Annotated in this window: 19 protein-coding genes; 9 read left to right on the forward strand and 10 right to left on the reverse strand. The window is 60.1% G+C overall.

Annotated features, from left to right (window positions below):
* Positions 1-111: 111 nt before the first annotated feature.
* From WEU32_RS04000 to WEU32_RS04010, 3 genes are all read right to left on the reverse strand, one after another.
* On the reverse strand, positions 112-627 hold the full coding sequence (locus tag WEU32_RS04000) for a flavin reductase family protein (protein ID WP_406852952.1): 516 nt from the start codon (positions 625-627) through the stop codon (positions 112-114).
* 121 nt (positions 628-748) lie between these two features.
* On the reverse strand, positions 749-1228 hold the full coding sequence (locus WEU32_RS04005; RefSeq protein ID WP_406852953.1) for a MaoC family dehydratase: 480 nt from the start codon (positions 1226-1228) through the stop codon (positions 749-751).
* Positions 1229-2521, reverse strand: a complete 1293-nt coding sequence (locus WEU32_RS04010) for an acyl-CoA dehydrogenase family protein (protein ID WP_406852954.1) — start codon at positions 2519-2521, stop codon at positions 1229-1231.
* Between the two features lie 124 nt (positions 2522-2645).
* Here WEU32_RS04010 and WEU32_RS04015 point away from each other — a divergent pair, with 124 nt between their 5' ends.
* A complete protein-coding gene (locus WEU32_RS04015) occupies positions 2646-3233 on the forward strand; it encodes a VOC family protein (protein WP_406852955.1) in 588 nt (195 codons plus the stop codon).
* A gap of 6 nt (positions 3234-3239) precedes the next feature.
* Positions 3240-4400, forward strand: coding sequence for an alpha/beta hydrolase (locus tag WEU32_RS04020; protein WP_406852956.1), 1161 nt, complete (start codon positions 3240-3242; stop codon positions 4398-4400).
* An 83-nt stretch (positions 4401-4483) separates the two neighbouring features.
* Here the strand turns inward: WEU32_RS04020 and WEU32_RS04025 are convergent, their stop codons facing one another.
* From WEU32_RS04025 to WEU32_RS04040, 4 genes are all read right to left on the reverse strand, one after another.
* Positions 4484-6178, reverse strand: coding sequence for a sulfatase-like hydrolase/transferase (locus tag WEU32_RS04025; RefSeq protein WP_406852957.1), 1695 nt, complete (start codon positions 6176-6178; stop codon positions 4484-4486).
* A gap of 88 nt (positions 6179-6266) precedes the next feature.
* The gene (locus WEU32_RS04030) at positions 6267-8435 is read right to left on the reverse strand and encodes a TonB-dependent receptor (RefSeq protein ID WP_406852958.1); all 2169 of its coding nucleotides are present in this window, start codon (positions 8433-8435) and stop codon (positions 6267-6269) included.
* 166 nt (positions 8436-8601) lie between these two features.
* Positions 8602-9090 carry a MarR family winged helix-turn-helix transcriptional regulator gene (locus tag WEU32_RS04035; protein WP_312135481.1) on the reverse strand — a complete coding sequence of 163 codons (489 nt, stop codon included), beginning with the start codon at positions 9088-9090 and terminating at the stop codon, positions 8602-8604.
* A gap of 105 nt (positions 9091-9195) precedes the next feature.
* The gene (locus WEU32_RS04040) at positions 9196-10347 is read right to left on the reverse strand and encodes an acyl-CoA dehydrogenase family protein (RefSeq protein ID WP_406852959.1); all 1152 of its coding nucleotides are present in this window, start codon (positions 10345-10347) and stop codon (positions 9196-9198) included.
* Positions 10348-10450: 103 nt separating this feature from the next.
* Here WEU32_RS04040 and WEU32_RS04045 point away from each other — a divergent pair, with 103 nt between their 5' ends.
* Genes WEU32_RS04045 through WEU32_RS04060 form a run of 4 tightly spaced genes read left to right on the forward strand, consistent with a single transcriptional unit; the run spans position 10451 to position 13483 of the window.
* Positions 10451-11476 carry a phosphotransferase family protein gene (locus tag WEU32_RS04045; protein WP_406852960.1) on the forward strand — a complete coding sequence of 342 codons (1026 nt, stop codon included), beginning with the start codon at positions 10451-10453 and terminating at the stop codon, positions 11474-11476.
* Positions 11476-11832, forward strand: coding sequence for a DUF6285 domain-containing protein (locus WEU32_RS04050; protein WP_406852961.1), 357 nt, complete (start codon positions 11476-11478; stop codon positions 11830-11832). Before WEU32_RS04045 ends, WEU32_RS04050 begins: the two co-directional genes overlap by 1 nt.
* Positions 11829-12716 carry a hydroxymethylglutaryl-CoA lyase gene (locus WEU32_RS04055; protein ID WP_406852962.1) on the forward strand — a complete coding sequence of 296 codons (888 nt, stop codon included), beginning with the start codon at positions 11829-11831 and terminating at the stop codon, positions 12714-12716. The genes WEU32_RS04050 and WEU32_RS04055 overlap by 4 nt, the downstream gene beginning before the upstream one ends.
* Positions 12716-13483, forward strand: a complete 768-nt coding sequence (locus tag WEU32_RS04060; RefSeq protein ID WP_406852963.1) for an SDR family NAD(P)-dependent oxidoreductase — start codon at positions 12716-12718, stop codon at positions 13481-13483. The genes WEU32_RS04055 and WEU32_RS04060 overlap by 1 nt, the downstream gene beginning before the upstream one ends.
* Before the next feature lie 155 nt (positions 13484-13638).
* On the opposite strand, the gene WEU32_RS04065 is transcribed toward WEU32_RS04060, so the two are convergent.
* On the reverse strand, positions 13639-14880 hold the full coding sequence (locus WEU32_RS04065) for an acyl-CoA dehydrogenase family protein (protein WP_406852964.1): 1242 nt from the start codon (positions 14878-14880) through the stop codon (positions 13639-13641).
* Between the two features lie 131 nt (positions 14881-15011).
* Between WEU32_RS04065 and WEU32_RS04070 the strand changes: the two genes are divergently transcribed.
* Positions 15012-15437, forward strand: coding sequence for a MarR family transcriptional regulator (locus WEU32_RS04070; RefSeq protein WP_312135405.1), 426 nt, complete (start codon positions 15012-15014; stop codon positions 15435-15437).
* 76 nt (positions 15438-15513) lie between these two features.
* Positions 15514-16575: a CaiB/BaiF CoA transferase family protein gene (locus tag WEU32_RS04075; RefSeq protein ID WP_406852965.1), complete on the forward strand. Its 1062-nt coding sequence runs from the start codon at positions 15514-15516 to the stop codon at positions 16573-16575.
* Positions 16576-16635: 60 nt separating this feature from the next.
* Here WEU32_RS04075 and WEU32_RS04080 read toward each other — a convergent pair whose 3' ends face one another.
* Both WEU32_RS04080 and WEU32_RS04085 read right to left on the reverse strand, forming a co-directional pair.
* Positions 16636-18183, reverse strand: coding sequence for an acyl-CoA synthetase (locus WEU32_RS04080; RefSeq protein ID WP_406852966.1), 1548 nt, complete (start codon positions 18181-18183; stop codon positions 16636-16638).
* 217 nt (positions 18184-18400) lie between these two features.
* The gene (locus tag WEU32_RS04085) at positions 18401-19582 is read right to left on the reverse strand and encodes a CaiB/BaiF CoA transferase family protein (RefSeq protein WP_406852967.1); all 1182 of its coding nucleotides are present in this window, start codon (positions 19580-19582) and stop codon (positions 18401-18403) included.
* Between the two features lie 318 nt (positions 19583-19900).
* Here WEU32_RS04085 and WEU32_RS04090 point away from each other — a divergent pair, with 318 nt between their 5' ends.
* On the forward strand, positions 19901-21430 hold the full coding sequence (locus WEU32_RS04090) for an acyl-CoA synthetase (RefSeq protein WP_406852968.1): 1530 nt from the start codon (positions 19901-19903) through the stop codon (positions 21428-21430).
* The last annotated feature ends 45 nt before the right edge of the window (positions 21431-21475 follow it).

The raw sequence follows: 21475 nt of genomic DNA on the forward strand, positions 1-21475 counted from the left end.
CAACAAGAAACCCCGCCTTCCTTTCCAGAGGGCGGGGTTTTTGTTACGCGGTACAAAGATACAGAACAGCTTCTGGGAGCAGGCTGCTTACGCGACTTGAAAGCGGTGCCCCTATTGAACGTGGCAGGCCGCTTCCAGTTGCAGATAACGTCCACCCATAAAGGCCAGCGGGATGGTGCTGGATGGACGTTGGACTGATTGCACATCGCCGATGACGATGCGGTGGCTGCCGTGGTCGAGGCAGGAGGCCTGTTTCAGATGGATGACGGCCAGTGCATCGCGAAGCGCCGGCGGCTGGTCCTCGGCGGCAATATCCCACGCACCGATATCGAACTTCTCCTCGCCCTTGCGGCCACCGCCACAGGCGCGCGAGACAGCTTCGTGGTCCTGTCCCAACACATTCAGCACCACATCACATCCGGCGTCGATGGCGTCGAAAATGGCATTGTTGCGGTTGATACAGACCAGCATGGAGGGCGGGTCCATGCTGACCTCGCTAATGGCAGTGGCGGCCATGGCATAGGCGCGGCCCTGATGACGGGCGGTGACTACGACAACCGAGCGCACCAGATTGCGCAGGGCGTCTTTCAGATCGTCGGCAATGACAGCCGCATTGGCGCTGGTCATAGTGTTTATCCTCCCTAACACGCCGGACGGGCGCGATACGGGCCTGATCTGTTCCCGACCATGACCGTATAAGGATGATGGCTCAGGAATAGATATTGTCAAGTAGCTTTACTAATTTGAGCTATGCGGCTTGTGCCTGTTCCGGCGGAAGAACCAGCATGACGCTCTGGGCCACGCACAGGGGCTTGTCCTGTCCCTCGGCCTCGATCACGCAGTCGGTGATCAGTTGCCAGCCACCGGCGCGGGCTTCGACCGACACAACGCTTTGTGTCAGGCGCACCCGTGATCCGCTGGGGGCAGGCGAGACGAAGCGGACGCGGTTGACGCCCACATTCAGCATCTTGCCCGCCCCTTCAAAGCGGATCACGTCGTCCATCAGGCGCGGCAGCAGTGACAGGGTCAAAAAGCCGTGGGCGATGGTCGATCCCATCTCCGCACGGGCGCGTTCCTCGTCGATATGGATCCACTGGTGGTCGTCGGTCGCATCGGCAAACAGATTGATGCGGTCCTGATCCAGTGCGATCCAGCTCGATGATCCCAGTTCGCGACCTGCAAGTGACGGCATGTCGTCGAACGTCACGATGAGCGGAGAGGCGTTCACCTACGCCTTCTCCCGCGCGACCTTGTTGGGACCGGCAAAGCCGAACATCCAGGCCGCGATCTTGCGCATCTGGATTTCTTCCGCGCCCTCGGTGATGCGATAGCGACGGTGGTGGCGATAGATGTGTTCGAACGGCTTGTGACGCGAATAGCCCATGCCGCCGTGAACCTGCATGGCGGTGTCGGCAGCCTCGCAAACCAGACGATTGGCCCAGTAGTTACACATGGACACGCGGTCCGACAGGGTCTTGGCCACATCGGGCTTGGACATGCGGTCCATCTGCCATGCGGTCTTGCGGATCAAGAGGCGCAGCATCTCGATTTGGGTGGCCAGTTCGACCAGCGGGAACTGGATGGCCTGATTGACCGCCAGAGGTTTGCCGAACGGCTTGCGCTCGCGGGCATATTTGGCCGCTTCCTTGACGCAGTAATCGGCGGCACCCAGCGAGGAGGCGGCCTGACGGATGCGGTTCTCGTGGACGAAATGCTGGGCCAGTTCCAGGCCGCCATCGGCAGGGCCAAAGACGTTGCTGTCGGGTACCCAGACATCGGTAAAGCTGACGCGCGGGTGGTCGGTCGGCATGTTGAAGGTCCAGAGGTATTCCTCGACCTTCACGCCCTCGGCCTCGGCAGGAACGATGAAGCAGGTGATGCCCTTGGCGTCACCGGCCTTGCCCTCGGTGCGGGCAAAAACCATCACGTGGGTGGCCACGTGCATGCCGGTGGTCCACATCTTCTCGCCGTTGATGCGCCAGCCCGAAACGCCGTCGCGGGTTTCGCGCACCCCGACCGTTTCCATGTGGGTGGCGTCCGAGCCGTGCTCGGGTTCGGTCAGGCCGAAACAGATCGAGCGGCTGCCATCCAGCATACCGCCGATGAACTCGTCCTTCTGCGCCTGCGTGCCGAAATCGCGGAACATCAGCACCTGCGGATAGTTGGCGACGATGGAGTGTTCGTTCTGAAGGTCGTTGTGCAGACCCAGACCCTTGGCGGCGAAATGCTCGCGGATCACGGCCATGGCCAGATTGGAGCCGTCCTTGCCGCCAAACTCCTTGGGCAGGGCAAAACGCAGGTGACCGGCCTTGTCGGCGCGCTTCTTGGCTTCGGTCAGCAGTTCTTCCCACTCGTGGCGCGGCAGGCCGCCATTGTCATAGTCGGTGCGTGCCCATTCACGGCGATGGTCGAAGAAGCGCTCGTTGTCGTCCTGCGCTTGCAGCGGAACGATCTCGGCCTCGATGAAGGCATCCAGTTCGGCCAGATAGTCGGTGATCTCTGCGGGTAGATCGAAATCCATTGCGCTCCCTCCTCTTGTTGGATGCAGCCTAGGCCGAGACAAAAATAACGTAAAGCAATTTGACAAACTCTGCGGGCGGGTATGGAGTGTTTCTCAAGAAAACGAACATGAAAGGGAGGGGGATATGGCCAGTCAGATCACCCAAACGGGCCTCAAAGGGGTCCATCACACGGCCTTCCGTTGCCGTGATGCCGAACAGACCCGCTGGTTCTATGAAGACGTGCTGGGCATGAAGGCCTCGGCCGGTATCGTGTTGGACGAAGTGCCGGGTCTGGGCGATCCTGTGCCGTACATGCACATCTTTTTCGAGATGGAGGACGGTAATTTCGTCGCCTTCTTCGATGCCCCCTCGACCGCTGATCCGGACTGGTTCGCCCGCAAGGACAGCTTCGACATGCACATCGCTATCGAGGCGCGCGACGAGGCCCACATGCTGGAAATGCAAAAGCGTATCCGCTCGCACGGCGTCAGCGCGCTGGGTCCGGTCGAGCATCATTTCGTGCGCTCGGTCTATATGTATGACCCCAACGGTATTCAGGTCGAAATCACCTGCCGTACGCCTGACCACGACAAGATTCTGAGCGAGGAAGGGGCCGCCCTGCCGAAACTGCTGAAGACGTGGACGGCGCAAACCCGCGCTGAAAAAGAAGCCAAGTTCGGCGCGGCCGCTATCGACAAGCGCGGCAAACCTCAATCGGAACTGGCGGGATAATCCGGCGTGACCAAAGTAAAATATACCCGCACTCCGTATCTGGTCATCTTCAAGGAAGAGGCCCAGTTCAAAGACACCTATGGCGGCGCCGAGGGCGTTGTGGCCATCGAGGCGCACCATCTGAAGCCGGAAACCGAATCCGACACGGTGGTGGTGTTCATGCACCCGATCGGTGGCGGCGCGTGGCTGCCCTTCGTGTCGGCACTGGCCAAACAGGGCCTGCATGTCATCTATGCCAACAGCCGTTATCGAGGCATCGACAATGCCCTGATCATGGAGAAGGTGGCGTTGGACCTCGGCGCGGCCATCCGTGATGCCAAGGAGCGTCTGGGCTATAAGAAGGTCATTCTCGGCGGCTGGTCCGGCGGTGGTGCCCTGTCGCTGTTCTATCAGGCAGAGGCCGAGAACCCGACCGTGACCCACACGCCTGCGGGCGATCCGGTGGACCTGACCAAGGCCAATCTGATTCCGGCCGATGGTGTGGCTCTGCTGGCGGCCCACCTGTCGCGCAATCTGACGCTGACGGAATGGATCGACCCGTCGATCACCGACGAGACGAAGCCGTATGACCGCGATCCGGAACTGAACATCTATGATCCGGCCAACCCGAACCAGCCGCCCTATAGCGCCGAATATATCGAGCGTTATCGCGCCGCCCAGATCGCTCGTAACCGCCGTATCACCGTATGGGTCAAGGAAGAGCTGGCCAAGCTGAAGGCTCAGGGCAAACACAACCACGAGCGCGGCTTTGTGGTTCAGGGCACCATGGCCGACCCGCGTTTCATCGATGCCACTCTGGAGCCGAGCGACCGCAAGCCGAACCACTGCATGCTGGGTGTGCCGGAAGTGGTGAATGACGGCCCTGTGGGTCTGGCCCGCTTCTCGACCCTGCGTTCATGGCTGTCGCAATGGTCGTATGATGACAGTCAGGCTGACGGTCTGCGCTGTGCGCCGCGCGTGACTGTGCCGATGATCGTCATCGAAAACAGCGCCGACGACGCCTGCACGCCCAGCCATGCTGCGCGTCTGATGGCTGCGGCCAGTAATGCCAAGTCGATGGAACACGCCATCATCAAGGACGCCAACCATTACTATACCGGACAACAGGACAAGTCGGTCGAAGCGGCCATTCTGTTCAAGGACTGGATGCGCAAAACCTTCGGCTAGTTCCCCTCGTCGACGGCTTCATGCGCAAAGGGCCGGTGCGATTATCCGCACCGGCCCTTTCTTTATGGAGGAGTTAAAGGCGTCTAGCTCAGGGTTAGCGTGTTGTACCGCGCGACTTCACCGGGGAATTCAGAGCCATTATCCACGCCTATCTCCTGTTCGATCAGGGCATTGACCATGGCGTTCAGGCGCTCGATCTCGGCGCGATACTGATCGGGGCGGATCGCCAGGTTCAGCACCTCGTCCGGATCGTTGTGGGTGTCGTACAGTTCCAGATCATTGTGGGCGACCAACTGTTCCCATGTACGCGGCATATGATGCTCTGCAGGGGCGAAATAGCGCACAAACTTCCAGCGGCCGTCGAACACGCCGCGGTGGGCGCGGCGTTTGGACAGGTCCCAGACAGGGGTGTCCATATAGTTGGTGTTCAGACGGTCCCACGACAGGATCACACCATAGTTGAACAGGTGGCCCAGACGGTCGCGCTCACCCCTGTGAGCGGGATCGAAGACGGCTTTTGAAACGTCATAGCCGACCAGTTGCGGGAACTGGCTGCGGCTCCAGTCCTGTGACTTTCCAGCCAAGCCCAGCAGGGTTGGTGCTAGATCGACAGCGCCCATCAGGGTCTTGCTGGTGACACCGCGCGCCCCTTGCGGGTGGGCGATGAACATCGGCACATTGGTTTCTTCCTTATAGGCGGTGCCACCCTTCTGGCGCATGCCGTGAGCACCAGCGCGCTCGCCGTGATCGGACGTATAGACGATGACGGTGTTGTCCAGTTGGCCTGAATGTTCCAGTGCCCACAACAAGGTCAGGATGTTCTGGTCCACATCGCGCAGGCAGTTGCAGTAATAGTTATAGAACCGCTTCCATGCCGTCTCGTTCTCGCGCGGCATGGCTCCATAGGTTTTGACATCCAGAGCCGAAATGCCGCGATGGGCCTCGGGCTTGGTGGACAGATCATCCACATAGAAGCTGCGCGGCAGGGGCATGCCAAGATCGGTCTGATACAGAGGATCGCCCGGCTCGGCCCGCATCAGGCCCGCCAGATTGCGCACGGCTCGCGTTTCGGACTGTTCGCCTGTGGCATCATAGAACATGATGTCGTGCGGGTTCACCAGGTTCACACACAGGAACCACGGCTTTTCCTGACGGCGCGCGGGCGTTGCAAATTCGTGGATCAGCATGGCGGCATCGCCGGTGACGTGACGGTCGGTGCGGTAGCCGGCCCATGTCAGGCCGATTTCCTCGCCGTTGAAATTATAGTCCGAGAAGCCGAACGGCTCCATGGCGTCGGTGGTGTCGTTATAGAGGCGCTGGAAGCTCTGGTCGCTGGTGGCCAACTTGGCCAGATGCCACTTGCCCTTATAGGCGCTGTAATAGCCCGCACGTCGCATCATATCGCCGATAGTGTCGATCTCGGGATCGAGCACTGCACCCTGTTCGGCATTGGAAAAGACACGGGTTTTTTGCGTGTGCTGGCCGGTATAGATGACGGCGCGCGAGGGCGTGCAGGGCGTAGTCTGGACGTGATAATTGCGCAGTTCCACAGAGCGTTCCAGCAGGGCACGGTGGCCGGGCAGATGCTCCAGCAGGCCTTGCGGATAGGATTGCAGGCCGAACTCTTGATCGGTGCAGATGAACAGGATGTTGAGCGGCTTGTCGCTGGCAGGTGATTTTGCGGACGATGATGCGGCCTGTGCGCGCAGAGGCGGGGCGATACCGGACGCGGCGGCGGTCATGGCGGCCATCAACTGTCGGCGGTCGAAACTGGGCATTTAAATACCCCCCTGAATACAGAAGGCTGGAAACAAAAAACTAAAGGCCGCCCGTGCGTCTGGCAGGGGCGGCCTTGGTTAGGCAGACTTAGTAACGTAGGCCCAACTGGATAGACACAACGCGACCGGGGTCCACTACATAGGTTTGTGATCCGGCAATGAAGGGCGTCCCATAGGCGTGGGAGGCGGTCCATTCATTGGTCAGGTTGCGACCGATCAAGGCCAGCGTCCAGCTGTCGTCTGCGGCGGCCAGTCCGAGGCGCAGATCAACCTTGCCGAAGCTGTCCTGATAGGAGGCCGGGCTATAGTTTTCTTCCAGATAGGTGCCACTGCGACCGCGTACGGTGGCATCGGCCAGAACACGCAGGCCGTTCTGGAGTGGGTGGTCGATATTGACGTTGAGGGCTCCTGACCATTTGGGTGCCCGCGGCAGGGTGGTACCGCCGATGTCTTCGACGCAGTTGGCGGCAGGTGGCACACCATTTTTCCAGATGCACGGTGCCGTCGGATAGCTGTCATAGGTGGCGTCATTATAGGCCAGCGAACCGGATACTGAGACCGAGCTGTTGACGCGCCAATTGCCTTCGACCTCGACGCCCTGGCTCTTGGCCGAGGCGGCATTGGTGGTGATGAAGGCATTGGTGGCGGCGTTAAAGCCCGACACCTGTAGGTCCTCGAACTTGGAGGTGTAGGCAGCGATGTTGAGCGTCGCCTGACCATCCAGAAGGGTCAGCTTGGTGCCAAGCTCGATGGATTGCGAGGTTTCCCCCTCGAACTCGAAGGCATTCTGGCCGCCGGTGGACTGGGCACCGACAAAGCCGCCCGCCTTTGAGCCCTTGGCATAGGAGGCATAGAACATCACGTCGCGACTGTGGGTGTATTGGACCTGTAGCGACGGATCGAGCTGGCTTTCGTCACGTTGACCCGATAGCGGAGTGTTCACCCAGGTCGGCGGCACAACGCCAGAGGTGGCACGGGTCTGGTCGGCTGTCTTCTCTTCCCATGTCTGGCGAAGGCCCGCCGTCACGCTCCACTGGTCGTTAAAGGCATAGGTGCCCTGACCATAGAGCGAGAAGCTGGTGTTTTCTTGATCGAACCAGCGACGGCTGGTGCCGTTTAGCGGTCCCATCGTGATACGCGACGCCTGATACATGTCGATTTCGTTGGAATGGGCATAGGCCCCGACAATCCATGTGAAGGGACCATCAGCCGACGAGGTCAGGCGCAACTCCTGCGAGATCTGGCTGAACTCTTCCTGAAAGGTCGAACGCAGCAGATCTTGGGGCGTAAAATCGCTGTCGATGTTCTTGTCGTATTTGAAGGCGGAATAACCGGTGATCGCGGTCAGAGAAATGCCGTTGGCAAAGTCTTTGTTGATCGTCAGAACGCCGTTAAAGCTTTCGGTGTTGTCGAAGTCGGGAACGCCCGGTGAAACCTGACGGGTGAAGCCCTTGGAGCCGCCTGCGGCAACCGAGGTCATCGGCTGGCCGGTCAGGTCCTGCTTGGCACCTTCCAGCTTCAGGCGGAAGGTCAGGCTGTCGCTGGCCAGATAGTCCAGAACGATACGACCGATCATATCCTCGCGGGCAGGGTTGCCGTCGCCGGTGGTGGTGTTTTCCAGCCAGCCTTCGTTATCGGAATATTTCAGGGCCGCGCGTGCCAGAAACTTGTCGGTGATCGGGCCGGACAGGATTTGTGTGACCTCGAAACCGTTATCACCCTCGACTGTGCCGGTGACTGTGGTCGCGAACTCGCGCACCGAGCGCGGGCCGTTGGAGGTGATGTTGATGGCACCGGCGGCAGTGTTCTTGCCGAATAGTGCGCCTTGCGCCCCGCGCAGAACTTCTACGCTGGCGACATCAAGGAATGGAGCGGCAAACTGGCGACCCCGACCGGCATAGGTACCATCTACAAAAAGGCCGACCGATTGCTCAAACGCTAGATTGCCCGGTGAAGAACCGATACCGCGAATATAGATGGCGTTGTTGCCGGGGGTGGCCTGAATGTGCAGGTTGGGCACCGCACCCGACAGGGCTTCAAGGTTGCGTACGTCCTGCGAAGCCAGTTCTTCGCCGCTGGTGACATTCACCGAGATCGGCACATCCTGAAGACGCTCGGTGCGCTTGCGGGCGGTGACCATGATGTCGGCCACGCTGGTCGATGTGGCTTCCGGCGAAACATTGGCTTCCTGAGCCAGAGCGGCTGAGCTGATGAGCAAAGAGCTCGAAGCCAGCAGCGCCATATAACGGTATCGCATACACACCTCCCCGTGTGATGCCTGCGTAAAGCAGGGTCGTTGGCAAGAGGGAGGGTGCGGTCACGCGACCGCGCACCGGCTGTATGATCCTCCCTGACCGAGGCTTCTAGCGAGCCATTTGGTCAAGTAACTAGACAATACAACCGAGCGGGTTCGTCAAGTAACTTTACAGATTTTTGTTCGCAGAATGGTGGAATTCTTCGGTGCCCTGACTTTTTTGATCCAGCTTAATCAAGGGCGGCGCGCCCCAGTCGGCATCTAGGGCCTGTCGCAGAGCGGCCACGCCGTCGGCTCCGATGCGGGGAACCAGAGACTCGGCCAGTTGCTCGACAATGAGACGGGCATCGCGGCGCATGGCTTCGCCCATCGGGGTCAGTTGCACGATACGGATACGACCATCTTCGGGGTCATCGGCCATTTCAAAGATGCCGCGTTTGACCATGGTCTGAATGGTGGAGTGTACGGCCTGACGGGTCAGGCGCAGGCTGCGGGCGATATCGGCAGGCCGCACGATATTCATCTGCACATGCATCATCACCATGGATTCAGGGCGCGTTAGATGGGGCCAACCGGCTTCGCGCAAACTGTTCTGCAAGCCTTCGTCGAACCATTCAAAGCCAGCCATTAGCGGGACGATGAGGTAGTAGGATTGCATTTTCACGCAGGAGCTCCGGGCTGGGGCGCGATGCCGATGATGAATTTACGCATACGCGTAAAGGGTGCGGGCAATTCCCGTAGGCCTTGCCCGCTGTAAGCTGCTTTAGAGCGTACGGGAAATGAGAATCTTCATAACCTCGGACGTTCCGCCATGAATAGTGTCGATACGCGCATCCTTATAGAGCTGCGCGATTGGATACTCATTCATATAACCATATCCCCCGAACAGTTGCAGGCATTTGTTGACGCCTTCAAGCTCGGTTTCGGTGATCCATAGCTTGGCAATCGAGGCAGTGGCGGCATCCAGTTCGCCGCGGATCAGTTTCTCGGTGCAGGTGTCGATAAAGCTGCGGGCGATTACAGCCTTGGCCTTGATGTCAGCCAGTGTGAACTGGGTGTTCTGGAACTCCATCAAGGGTTTGCCGAAGGCCTGACGCTCGCGGGTATATTCGACCGTCAGCTTCAGGGCGCGTTCCAGAATGGCCAGACCCATGGCGGCGATGCCGAGTCGCTCTTGTGGCAGCATCTGCATCAACTGACCAAAACCCTTGCCCTCGACGCCGCCAACCAGATTGTCGGCCGGAACACGCACATCCTCGAAGAACAGTTCCGAAGTGTCCTGCGCGGCACGGCCCATCTTGTCGAGGTTGCGGCCACGGGTGAAACCGGCACGGTCGCCTTCGACAGCGATCAGCGAGATACCGCGCGAACCATTGTCCGATGTGCGGCACACAACAAGGATCAGGTCTGCGGTCTGGCCGTTGGAGATAAAGGTCTTCTGGCCATTCAGCACCCATTCGTCGCCTTCCAGACGCGCGCGGGTGCGGATGCCCTGAAGGTCGGAGCCTGTGCCCGGCTCGGTCATGGCAATGCCCAGCACGATCTCGCCGGTCACCACCTTGGGCAGCCAGCGCTTTTTCTGTTCGTCGGTTCCAAACGCGATCAGATAGGGGGCCACGATCGAGTTGTGCAGCGGCACACCCCAGCCTTCCATACCGCGAGCGCCGAACTCTTCGATCAGGATGCGCTCGTGGCGGAAGTCTGCGCCCATGCCGCCATATTCCTCGGGCACGCCCAGACCCAGAAGACCGAATTCGCCACCCTTGGTCCACATCTCGCGATCCACGATCTTGTTGTGGTTCCAGCGTTCGATGGCCTCGGGCGGGCACTCGGCTTCGAGGAATTTGACCAGCCCGTCACGGAACATGTCGAGGTCTTCGGTAGTGTAGGGCGAAGGACCGGAATGGGCGCTCATCGGCGAAAATCCTGAATAGTGATGTTTGCGGCATCCTTTCCTGCGAATGGCGTGAACGTCAATCTATTTGACAAACCTTGCGTGCTGCGGTCATCCATAGGACATGAGCGGAACAGAACTATCGCAAGATGCAGCAGGCCATGTGGCGCAACGGCTGAACGCCCTCGCGCCGCAACTGGCCAAGGGCGGACAGGGCATCAGCGGGCTGAAACGCCTAACGGGCGGGGCCAGTCTGGAAACATGGGCTTTTGATGTTGTAAGCCCAGACGGTGTGCGGGCGCTGATTCTGCGCCGCCGTGGTGATGGCGAGGAGTCCGAGGTGTTCGAAACCTCGCTGCCCCTGCCTATCGAAGCGCGTGTGCTGGCGGCTGCTCAGGCCGCAGGGGCACCGGTGGCCGAACTGGTGCGCGATTGCAGTCCTGAGGATGGTTTGGGCGAGGCCTATATTGTCACGCGCGTGGCGGGCGAAACCCTTGGCCGGCGTATTGCCGCAGGACCCGCCTTTGCACCGGCCCGCGAGATTCTGGGGCGTCAGTGCGGCGAGACGCTGGCTCGTATCCATGCTGTGCCTCTCGATGCTGTATCGGACCTTGAGATACAGAACGCCCAGACGGTTATCGAACGCTATGCCGACATCTATCGCAAGAGCAGCGGCCCGCGCCCGGTGATGGAAGCGGCCCTGAAATGGATGCAGGCGAATCTGCCGGATGCCGTTGCCCCCCGTCTGGTCCACGGCGATTTCCGCAATGGCAATCTGATGGTTGAAGCCGACACCGGCCTAGCTGCTGTGCTGGATTGGGAGCTGGCGCACCTTGGTGATCCGGCCGAGGATTTTGGCTGGCTATGTGTGAACTCGTGGCGTTTTGGCGTGACCGACAAGCGCGTCGGCGGCTTTGCCGATCTTGAAGATCTGCTGGCCGGTTACGAGGCCGCAGGCGGCGAGACGATATCTGAAGAGCGCGTGCGGTTCTGGGAAGTTGTCGGCACCTTCAAATGGGCCGTCATCACCATGATGATGTACCAGACCTTTGCCACCGGCGCGTCGGCCTCGGTGGAGCGGGCTGTGATCGGCCGCCGTCTCAGCGAATGCGAAGTCGATCTTCTGGCGCTGATGGAGGGGGATAACTAATGCGCGGTCCGACAAAAGAAGAACTGGTCAAGGCTGTGCGTGGCTGGCTGGAAGGCGAGCCGACAACGGCAGACGGTTTTCATCGCAAGGTTGCGGCCAATGCCATGGGCATTATCGAGCGCGAACTGACCTTGTGGCCCGCCTGCGAAGCCGCCGCAGTTGCCCGTATGAGCGTCATTCTGGGCGAGACGGGCGACTACGACACCCTCAATGATGCACTGGCAGAGGCCATCCGCAACGGGGTGGTGGATGCCGCTGATCCCAAGGTGTTTGCCCATCTGAAACAGACATCTCTGGACATGCTGGCGGTGGACCAGCCGCGCTATCGCCACAGCCTGACGGGAGAGGGGCAATGATTGAACTCGTTGAAGTCTCCGCCCGCGATGGTCTGCAAAACGAAAAGACCATCCTGTCCACTGCCGACAAGGTCGAACTGATTCAGCGCGCCATTTCCGCCGGAGCCAAGCGTCTGGAGGTCGCCAGCTTCGTCAATCCGAAACTGGTGCCACAGATGGCCGATGCCGAGGCGGTTATTGAAGCCCTTGGCAAGACAGACGGCGTGCGCACCATTGGTCTGGTTCTGAACGAGCGCGGGGCCGTGCGGGCCTTGCAGACCGCGGTTGACGAACTGGGCATTGTTGTTGCTGCCAGCAACACCTTCGGCAAGGCCAATCAGGGCATGGATATCGCCGAGAGCGTGGCCATGGCGGGTCGTGTGATCGGGCTGGCCCGCGAACAGGGTCGCGATGCACAGGTGACGATTTCGGTCGCGTTCGGATGCCCGCTGTCGGGTCCGGTCGATCCCGATCTGGTGGTGGATATGGCGCGCCAACTGGCGGCCTTTAACCCGCTGGAGATTGCCCTTGCCGATACCATCGGCGTGGCGCGTCCCGACGAGGTGACGGCGCTGGTGACGCGTGTGGTAGAGGCGGTCAAGCCGCTGCCGGTGCGGGTGCATTTCCACGATACGCGCGGCACAGGCGTCGCCAATGCCGTCGCGGCTGTGGCCGCAGGGGCCGTGACCGTTGATGCCTCGATTGGCGGCACGGGCGGCTGCCCGTTCGCACCGGGGGCCGCGGGCAATGTGGCCTCCGAAGATGTCGCCTATGCACTGGGCGATACGATGGCGGTGAATATCGGAACGCTGTGCGAGGCAGCGGTCTGGCTCAATGAAAAACTGGACAGGACAAGAACCAGCGCCATGACGCGTGCCTGGCTGTCCGCAAGGGAGAAACGCTGATGTCGACGACCAAGACCCACGAAGGCCGCGTGGCCCTGATTACCGGTGCATCGTCGGGTATCGGTGCCGAGTTCGCCCGCGTGCTGGCGCACGGCGGGGCCAAGGTGGTGGTGGCGGCTCGCCGCGCCGACCGTCTGCAAGACCTCGTGAAAGAGCTTGAGTCTCTGGGAGCAGAGGCCATGGCTGTGTCGATGGACGTGACCGAAGAGGCCTCGGTCATCGCCGGTTATGATGCTGCCGAGGCGCGTTTCGGCACGGTCGATACGATCATCGCCAATGCCGGTGTGAATGCCGATGGCTGGGCTACCGACCTGCCGATCGAGGAGTATGACCAGATTCAAGCGGTGAACACGCGCGGTGTGTTCCTGACCGTGCGCGAAGGTGGCCGTCGCCTGTTGGCCAGCGAGGCTCCGGATCGTGGTCGCGTGGTTATTCTGGCCTCGATGGGCGGGCTTCATGCCCTGACGGGGCTGGTGGCCTATTGTGCCTCCAAGGCCGGTGCTGTGATGCTGGGCCGTGCCTTTGCCAATGAGTGGGTGCGCCCTCGCATCAGCGTCAACACGGTTTGCCCCGGCTATATGCTGACCGATATCAACGAGGAATGGTTCACCTCGGAGGCCGGTCAGAAGATGGTATCGAAACTGCCGCGCAAGCGTCTGATGCCGATCGAGGCTCTGAATCCGACCATCAGCTTCCTGACCTCGGATGCTGCTGCCTATACGACCGGCGCGGTGATCAAGATCGACGACGGCCAGCAGATCGACTGATCCGGTTATCGTTGGGGCGAAAAGGGGGAGGCAGCGGGGGAGCTGTCTCCCCCTTTTTTGTGTGCGAGTGCCATAAAAAAGGAGGCTCTTGCGAGCCTCCTGAAGTTAGGGATCAAGCTTACTAATACGCTACTGGTCGTCGCGTTTCGGGGATTTCAGGTCAGGGCCGAGTTGGGGGCAAGGCCCACCATCGAACGGCCGTGAAGTTCGGTAGAAACGTCCATGTCATAGACGATGTGGCTGGCCATAACCTCGATGTCGCGGGCCAGACGCTGGAGCGGATTATCGAGGTGGTAGATGCCCGAGCCGGAGGCTTCGCAGCAGGTGCGCACGGCATCGCGGCACTGTTGCACGGCATAGGCGATCTGGGCGCGGATACGGATACGTTCGCTCAGTTGATCTTCATCGCTCAGGGCGTTGAGTGTCAGGTTCTCGCGGGCGCTTTCACGGATCAGAAGTTCTGCCGAACGCACCATCAGATCGGCACGGGCCAGACGCATCTGGGCCGCCGGTTTTTCCACCTGCGAGGACTGGCCCCCCATCTTGGTGTGCAGGCTGAGACGATCCTTGGCCAGTTTGACGGCGGCCTTGGCGGCACCGACCGATGGCAGGGCGGCGGTGACGCAAAGTTGCGGTAGCATGGGCGCGCTATAGAGTGGGTTCTTGTGCACCTTGCCGCCATTGCCGCGACCGGTCCGTACCGGCAGCAGTTCAAACGCATAGTCTTCGGGGATGAACAGGTCCTTGGCCACGATGTCGTTGGAACCGGTGGCGGCCATGCCGCTCATATGCCAGGTGTCGATAACCTCGACGTTTTCGGCGCGGGTCAGCATCATACGCACCATGGGCGGCTTGCCTTCGCCCATGTCTTCCATGGCATTCAGCATCACCCAGTCGGCGTGCATGACGACGGTGCCGAATTTCCAGCGACCAGAAATCTGGTAACCGCCCTCCACGCGCACGGTCTTGCCCGGAGGAGCCGCGACGCTGGGGGCGATGATATAGGGGGTCTGGCCCCAGACTTCTTTCTGGGTTTCTTCAGGATACTGGGCCAGAAGCCAGTTGTGTTCGGCGGCGAAACTGGCCGTCCAGCCAACCGATGGACAGGCCTCGCAGATGGCCAGCGTCGTGTCGATATAGGTGTCGGGATCGAACTCCAGACCACCGAAAATACGCGGCACATAGATGTAGAAATAGCCGGTCGCACGCAGGGCGTTCCACACTTCGTCGGTGGGGCGGCGCAAGGTTTCGGCCTCGGCAGATTGCGATGCAATCAGTGGCTGCAAAGCCTTGATCCGGTTCAGGAGTTCCTGCGGGGTCAGAGCTGCAACCTCTTCGGGCGGTAGAAAATCGTCACCCTTTGGAATGCGGCGGTCGGCGAGCTTTTCACCCGTCATGTTCAATCCTCCCTCAACTGGAGACAGGATTTCAGGGAATGATGCTATATGTCAAGTTACTTGACTAAAAAACTCTGTCATCGAAGCTTTAAAGGATTACCGATACGCCAGACCTGCCCCTATAAGGGGGCATGACCAGCCAACTTCTCATGCTTGATCTTGTACGGACCCTCTACTGGTTCGACGAGCAGTTACAGGTTCGCCTCGAGGCGCTGGGCTGGGGGCGCAGAGGCCGTTCGCAATCCCTGATTCTGGCCAATATCGCCAATGGCGAAACGCGGGCTTCGCGCATGGCCGACAATCTGGGCGTTTCGCGTCAGGCTATGAGCCAGTTCCTGACCGAACTGGAAAAAGACAAGCTGATCGAAGTGGTGCCTGACCCCGATGACCGCCGTGCACGGATCGTGCGTTTTACCCCTGAATCGGAAGCCATCCGGGAGGACGCGAAAAAGGTGCTTCGGGACATGGAAAGAGAGCTGGAAACGGCGATGGGCGTCAAAGATTTCGAATCCTTGAAAGCCGGTTTGCAAAACTTCATCGGCCATCAGGGCATTTAGTTTTAAGTCAAATTTATTGACAACATCGGTCGCGCGTCCGATCACCGTTCCTGAAGTATCAGGACGGGAGATAGTCATGTCGCAATCGGTTTCAGGCGGAGCTCTCGAAGGTCTGCGGATCATCGAGATGGAAGGGATTGGACCGGGGCCGTTCGCGGGCATGATGCTGGCCGACCACGGGGCCGAGGTGATCCGCATTGCCCGTAAAGGCACCAGGCCGGACCCTGCCGATGTGCTGGCGCGCTCGCGCCGCCGCGTGGAACTGGACCTGAAAACCGATGAAGGCCGCCAGTTGGCCCGCGAACTGATCGCCACGGCGGACGGTGTGATCGAGGGCTATCGGCCGGGGGTGATGGAGCGTCTGGGTCTGGGGCCGGACGTACTGCTGAATGATAATCCGCGTCTGGTCTATGGCCGTATGACCGGCTGGGGGCAGGAAGGTCCGCTGGCCAAGGCGGCAGGCCACGACATCAACTATATCGCTATTACCGGCGCGCTGAACGCCTTTGGCCGCGCTGGTGAAAAACCGACCCCGCCGATCAATATGGTCGGCGATTTCGGCGGTGGCGGCATGATGATGGCCTTTGGCATGCTGGCGGGCATTTTGTCGGCCCAGCGCACCGGAAAGGGGCAGGTCATCGACTGTGCCATGACCGATGGCGCATCGCTGTTGATGGGCATGATTTGGGGCTTTAGAGGTCAGGGTCTGTGGAAGGACGAACGCGGTGTCAACTATCTCGATACGGGCGCGCCCTATTACGACACCTACGAGACTTCAGACGGCCAGCATGTGGCCATCGGTTCGATCGAGAAGCCCTTCTATAACAAGCTTCTGGAAGTCACCGGCCTGAAGGGCGATGCCCTGTTCGAGGATCAGGACGGGGTGGATGGCATAGAACAGCGCCGCGCCATTCTGACGGATATTTTCCGCTCTAAAACTCGCGCCGAATGGTGCGCCCTGCTAGAAGGCACGGATGCCTGTTTTGCGCCGGTTCTGTCCTTTACCGAGGCCCCGCAGCACCCGCACAATGTCCAGCGCAAAGCCTTTATCGAGCTGAACGGTGTGGTGCAGCCTGCACCTGCGCCGCGCTTTTCGGCAACGCCCGCACCGCAACCGCGAGCGCCCGACGACGTCTAGGGCGCTGCTGGACTACGGATATGAAAAAGGCGGGAAGATCACTTCCCGCCTTCTTTGTTTTTAGGCCTTGTCCAGTTCGGCCAGTACAGCGTTGCGGACGGGGTTTTTTTGGATCTTGCCCGCCGCACTGCGCGGCAGGCGCTCATTGCGGAAACTGATGCTTTTGGGGGTTTTGTAGCCCGCAATACGTTCGCGGCAGAAGGCGACCAGTTCTTCAAAGGTGGGCTGGTTCGCGCCATCCTTACAGACGATGACGGCGTGAACACGCTCGCCCCAGACTGCGTCCGGCACGCCGATGACGGCACTTTCCTCGACGGCAGGGTGCCATGACAGGGCGTTCTCGACCTCGATGGAATAGACGTTCTCGGCACCTGACACGATCATGTCCTTCAGGCGGTCGGTGATATAGACATAGCCTTCTTCGTCCATCCAACCCGCATCGCGAGTGTGCAGCCAGCCGTTGCGCATGACATCGGCAGTCTCTTCGGGGCGGTTCCAGTAGCCCAGCATGACGTTATCGCCACGGCCGACGATCTCGCCGATCGTGCCGCGCGGCACTTCATTGCCTTCGTCATCGACGATACGGATTTCGAAACCGGGGGCCATCTTCCCGCACGAACGCAGACGCGGATGGTTGTCTTCACATTCGTGATCGCGCGGGGACAGGGCGGTCACTGATGCCATCTCGGTCTGACCGAAGCCCTGAATGAATTTGATACCGGGGAATTTGGCCCGCGCCAGTGCCAGTGTCGCTGCAGGCAAGGACGAGCCACCATAGCCCAGCATTTGCAGGCGCGACAGGTCCAGTTCGGCCAGCTTTTCGTACTTGGCCATACGGTCAATGACCGCGGGCACAGTAAAGCAGTGGGTGACGCCGTGGGCGGCAATCGCTTCCAGCATGGTTTCAGCATTGAAACTGCGGCGGAAGACGTGGGTGGCGCCGCACATGGTCGCAAACAGAATGCCGATATCGGCCAGATGGAACATCGGCGCGGCGTGGAAATTGACGCCGGTTTCATCGAACGGAATGGTCATCAAAAGATTGGAGGCAATGGCGTGCAGATTGCCGTGGCTGAGCATGACGCCCTTGGGCAGACCCGTTGTGCCGCCCGTATAGAAGATACCGGCCAGATCATTGTTGCCGGCCAGATGTTCGATGGCCGGATCCGAGGTGGCGATCAGGCCTTCCTGTGTCAGGCTGCCCTGAAGGGCGGCGTCGCCATCCATGGCAATCAGGCGTTTGACGGCTCCTTCGGCCAGCAGCTGTTCGGCAACGGCAGCAAACTCGCGGCCGTAAAGCAGGGTTTCGACACCGGCATCCTTGAGCTGGAATGACAGCTCGGCCGTGGCCAGTCGCGTATTCATTGGCGTCAGGACGCCACCGGCCCAAAGGATGGCGAAATAGGCTTCGAAATACAGGTCGCAATTGTGCGCTAGAATGGCGACACGGTCGCCGGTCTGCATCTTAGCCTGTGTTTGCAAGCCACCGGCAAAGCGGGCCACGCGATCACCCACTTCGCGCCATGTCCGCTGACGGTCGCCATCAATGGTGGCGATACGGTCAGGGGCCGTCACAAGGGCGCGGACGAGGCCTTGGGTAATACGCATCAGGTGAAAACTCCGGCCGATTCAATATCGGAATAACGTCAAATCTATTGACAATATTTCGACAGCAAGCGGCCCTGTCAACACAAGGTTTGATAATGACGGCAACCTAAGCAGGCGTTTATATAATCTATTGAAAGGCCATAAAAAATCCCCGCCGGATGGGGACCGGCGGGGCTAGGGGAACCGCCTCATACGAGGACGTTTCGGGAGAAAAAGGTTAGCGCGACAACCAGCGCTGGAGGATTTCAGCTGTATCCTGACCCACTTCCAGCGGGGCAGGGCGGCGAATAGAGCCGGGAGTCTCGGACAGGCGCGGGAAGGTGTTCTGCATCGGTACCTCGCCCAGAACGGCATCCGGTACCCGCACAATGGCTTCGCGGGCGGCAAAATGCGGATCGTTCATCATGTCCTCGGCGTCGTAAACGCGACCGGCAGGCACCGCATATTCGATCATCAGGTCTTCAAGTTCCTGCACCTTGAGGGTGGAGGTCCAGTCGCCGACAATCCTGTCCAGTTCGGTCTGATGTTCGCCGCGTGCCAGATGGGTGGCATAGCGCACATCGGTCGCCAGTTCCGGTTGGCCCATGGCCTGAGCCAGACGGGCAAACACCGCGTCCTGATTGGCCCCGATCAGATATTCGCCGTCTGAGCAGGGATAGACATTGGACGGGGCAATCTTGGGTAGGACAGAGCCGGTGCGGGTGCGCTTATGCCCGTTGATGGCATATTCCGGCACCAGACTTTCCATGACCTGAAGCACGCTTTCATAAAGGGTGCTGTCCACGATCTGGCCGCGACCGGTCTTGCGGCGGGCTTCTAGCGCCGCCAGAGCGCCCATACAGCCATATGTGGCCGCCAGCGTATCGCCGATGGAAACGCCCATGCGCGACGGGGCGCGGTCGGGTTCGCCGACAATCGCACGCCAGCCGCCCATGGCTTCGCCGATACCGCCAAAACCGGCCCGCGAAGCATAGGGACCGGTCTGGCCGTAACCGGACACACGCACGATGATCAGGCCCGGATTGGCGGCCATTAGATCGGCAGGGTTCAGGTTCCATTTTTCCAGTGTGCCGGGGCGGAAATTCTCGATCAGGATGTCGGCCTTGGCGATCAGGTCGCGGGCGGTCTGCTGACCTTCCTCGGAGCGCAGATCGACAGCGACGGAATATTTGTTGCGGGCAATCACGCGCCACCATGTGGGAATTTCGCCCTGACCCCAGTGACGCATCGGATCACCGATACCCGGCGATTCCAGCTTGGCCACCTCGGCACCCATGTCGCCGAGCAGCTGACCGCAGAAGGGACCGGCGATCAGCTGGCCCATTTCAACAACGCGGATACCGTCCAGTGCGCCTTTAGAAGCGGCAGTGGCAGGGGCTGTCAGTGTGGTGTCGGTCAAATCAAACACTCCAGAACGTCAATTTATCTTACAATAATTTTAAGCGGGTTCGTCAATGCCAAAGCACAATCATCTGTTGATATTGGCAAATTAATTGACAAAATGACGATGTCATATGCGCAAGGACCAAACCTTGCCGACGACATCCCGCGTGACAAGCGCGGATCCATTGCGGGCGCTCCGGGGAGGGACGCCATCAGGAACAGGGGCGAATGCAGGGACTCGTTGATGACGGGTGCGGCGGGCGTGTGATCCTGAGAGCAGCCTCTCTCCTGCGCGGTCGATCTGTTCAACCGTTTTGCACACCAGAGCCTGATCATGCATCCCAGCTATTATGCACGTCTCACCCCCGACAAGCCTGCGGTCATTATGGCCACCAGCGGCGAGCGTCTGACCTTTGGCGAGATGGAGGCCGACAGCAACCGTGCCGCGCAACTGTTCAGGTCGTTGGGGCTGAAGGCAGGCGATGCGGTGGCGGCCTATCTGCCCAATATCCCGGCCTATTTCTCGGTGGCGTGGGCGGCGCAACGTTCCGGCCTGTATTTTGTCGCCCTGTCGTCGCGCCTGACGCTGGAAGAGGTAGAATACATCGCCCGCGACAGCGGCGCGAAGGTGGTTGTGGCCGGTGCCAATCTGGAAAATACCGGCAGTCTGGCTTCAAAACTTTCGGACCTGTGCTTGTTCACCATTGGCGGTGCCGTCGAGGGCTTCAGGTCGTGGGAAGAGGCGACCTCGGCTATGCCTGCGGAGCGTATCGCCGACGAGATTGCTGGCGGCGAAATGTTGTATTCGTCGGGCACAACAGGGCGTCCCAAGGGCATCCGTCCCGAACTGCCCGCCAATGGCGATATCACCGCCATGCCGATGACGACTGTGGTGGCCAAGACCCGCTTCGAAGCCAATGAGGACAGCGTCTATCTGTGTCCGGCACCGCTCTATCATGCGGCCCCGCTGCGCTGGTCGATGGCGATCCAGCATCTGGGCGGCACGGTCGTGGTGATGGAAAAATACGATGCCGAAGCCGCTCTGGCCGCCATCGACCACTATCGCGTGACGCACAGCCAATGGGTGCCGACCCATTTCATCCGTATGCTGAAACTGCCCGACGAGGTGCGCGCCAAATATGATGTTTCGAGCCTGAAACTGGCCATCCATGCCTCGGCCCCGTGCCCTGTGCCGGTCAAAAAGGCGATGATCGACTGGTTCGGCCCCATCCTTGTGGAATATTACGCAGGCACCGAGGGTAATGGCATGACCATTATCAACTCGCACGAATGGCTGAAAAAGCCCGGCTCGGTGGGCAAGGCGAACTTCTGCGTCGTGCATATCTGCGATGATGACGGCGTTGAACTGGCCGCCAACGAGATCGGCAATGTCTATTTTGAAGGCGATCACCCGTTCGAATATCACAACGCCCCTGAAAAGACGGCGGGTGCCTATCACGCCAAGGGCTGGACGACGCTGGGCGATGTCGGGCGACTGGATGAAGACGGCTATCTGTTCCTGACCGACCGCAAGAGCTTCATGATCATTTCAGGCGGAGTGAACATCTATCCGCAGGAGATTGAGAACCACCTGATCGGCCACCCCAAGGTAGCGGACGTGGCAGTTATCGGTGCGCCATGCCCGGAAATGGGCGAGCGTGTGGTGGCGGTGGTCCAGCCCGCAAACTGGGATGATGCCAATGACGATTTTGCCGCCGAGCTTCAGGCCTGGGCGCGCACGTCCCTGTCGGGGATCAAGGTGCCGCGCCAGTATGATTTCATGGCAGAGTTGCCGCGCCACGATACGGGCAAGCTCTATAAGCGGTTGATTCGCGATAAATACTGGGAACAGGCCGCAGGCTGAGTTCTATAAGAAAACCCCCGCCGGATCGCTCCGGCGGGGGTTTTT

The organism is Brevundimonas sp. BH3, from assembly GCF_045345115.1.
Taxonomy (GTDB): Bacteria; Pseudomonadota; Alphaproteobacteria; order Caulobacterales; family Caulobacteraceae; genus Brevundimonas.

Bases quoted from the DNA above. Each gene is read 5' to 3' on its own strand.
- WEU32_RS04030 (WP_406852958.1), bottom strand. From the start codon at position 8,435: ATGCGATACCGTTATATGGCGCTGCTGGCTTCGAGCTCTTTGCTCATC.
- WEU32_RS04000 (WP_406852952.1), bottom strand. From the start codon at position 627: ATGACCAGCGCCAATGCGGCTGTCATTGCCGACGATCTGAAAGACGCC.
- WEU32_RS04075 (WP_406852965.1), top strand. From the start codon at position 15,514: ATGTCGCAATCGGTTTCAGGCGGAGCTCTCGAAGGTCTGCGGATCATC.
- WEU32_RS04065 (WP_406852964.1), bottom strand. From the start codon at position 14,880: ATGACGGGTGAAAAGCTCGCCGACCGCCGCATTCCAAAGGGTGACGAT.
- WEU32_RS04060 (WP_406852963.1), top strand. From the start codon at position 12,716: ATGTCGACGACCAAGACCCACGAAGGCCGCGTGGCCCTGATTACCGGT.
- WEU32_RS04050 (WP_406852961.1), top strand. From the start codon at position 11,476: ATGCGCGGTCCGACAAAAGAAGAACTGGTCAAGGCTGTGCGTGGCTGG.
- WEU32_RS04055 (WP_406852962.1), top strand. From the start codon at position 11,829: ATGATTGAACTCGTTGAAGTCTCCGCCCGCGATGGTCTGCAAAACGAA.
- WEU32_RS04090 (WP_406852968.1), top strand. From the start codon at position 19,901: ATGCATCCCAGCTATTATGCACGTCTCACCCCCGACAAGCCTGCGGTC.
- WEU32_RS04035 (WP_312135481.1), bottom strand. From the start codon at position 9,090: ATGCAATCCTACTACCTCATCGTCCCGCTAATGGCTGGCTTTGAATGG.
- WEU32_RS04070 (WP_312135405.1), top strand. From the start codon at position 15,012: ATGACCAGCCAACTTCTCATGCTTGATCTTGTACGGACCCTCTACTGG.
- WEU32_RS04025 (WP_406852957.1), bottom strand. From the start codon at position 6,178: ATGCCCAGTTTCGACCGCCGACAGTTGATGGCCGCCATGACCGCCGCC.
- WEU32_RS04015 (WP_406852955.1), top strand. From the start codon at position 2,646: ATGGCCAGTCAGATCACCCAAACGGGCCTCAAAGGGGTCCATCACACG.
- WEU32_RS04010 (WP_406852954.1), bottom strand. From the start codon at position 2,521: ATGGATTTCGATCTACCCGCAGAGATCACCGACTATCTGGCCGAACTG.
- WEU32_RS04080 (WP_406852966.1), bottom strand. From the start codon at position 18,183: ATGCGTATTACCCAAGGCCTCGTCCGCGCCCTTGTGACGGCCCCTGAC.
- WEU32_RS04045 (WP_406852960.1), top strand. From the start codon at position 10,451: ATGAGCGGAACAGAACTATCGCAAGATGCAGCAGGCCATGTGGCGCAA.
- WEU32_RS04040 (WP_406852959.1), bottom strand. From the start codon at position 10,347: ATGAGCGCCCATTCCGGTCCTTCGCCCTACACTACCGAAGACCTCGAC.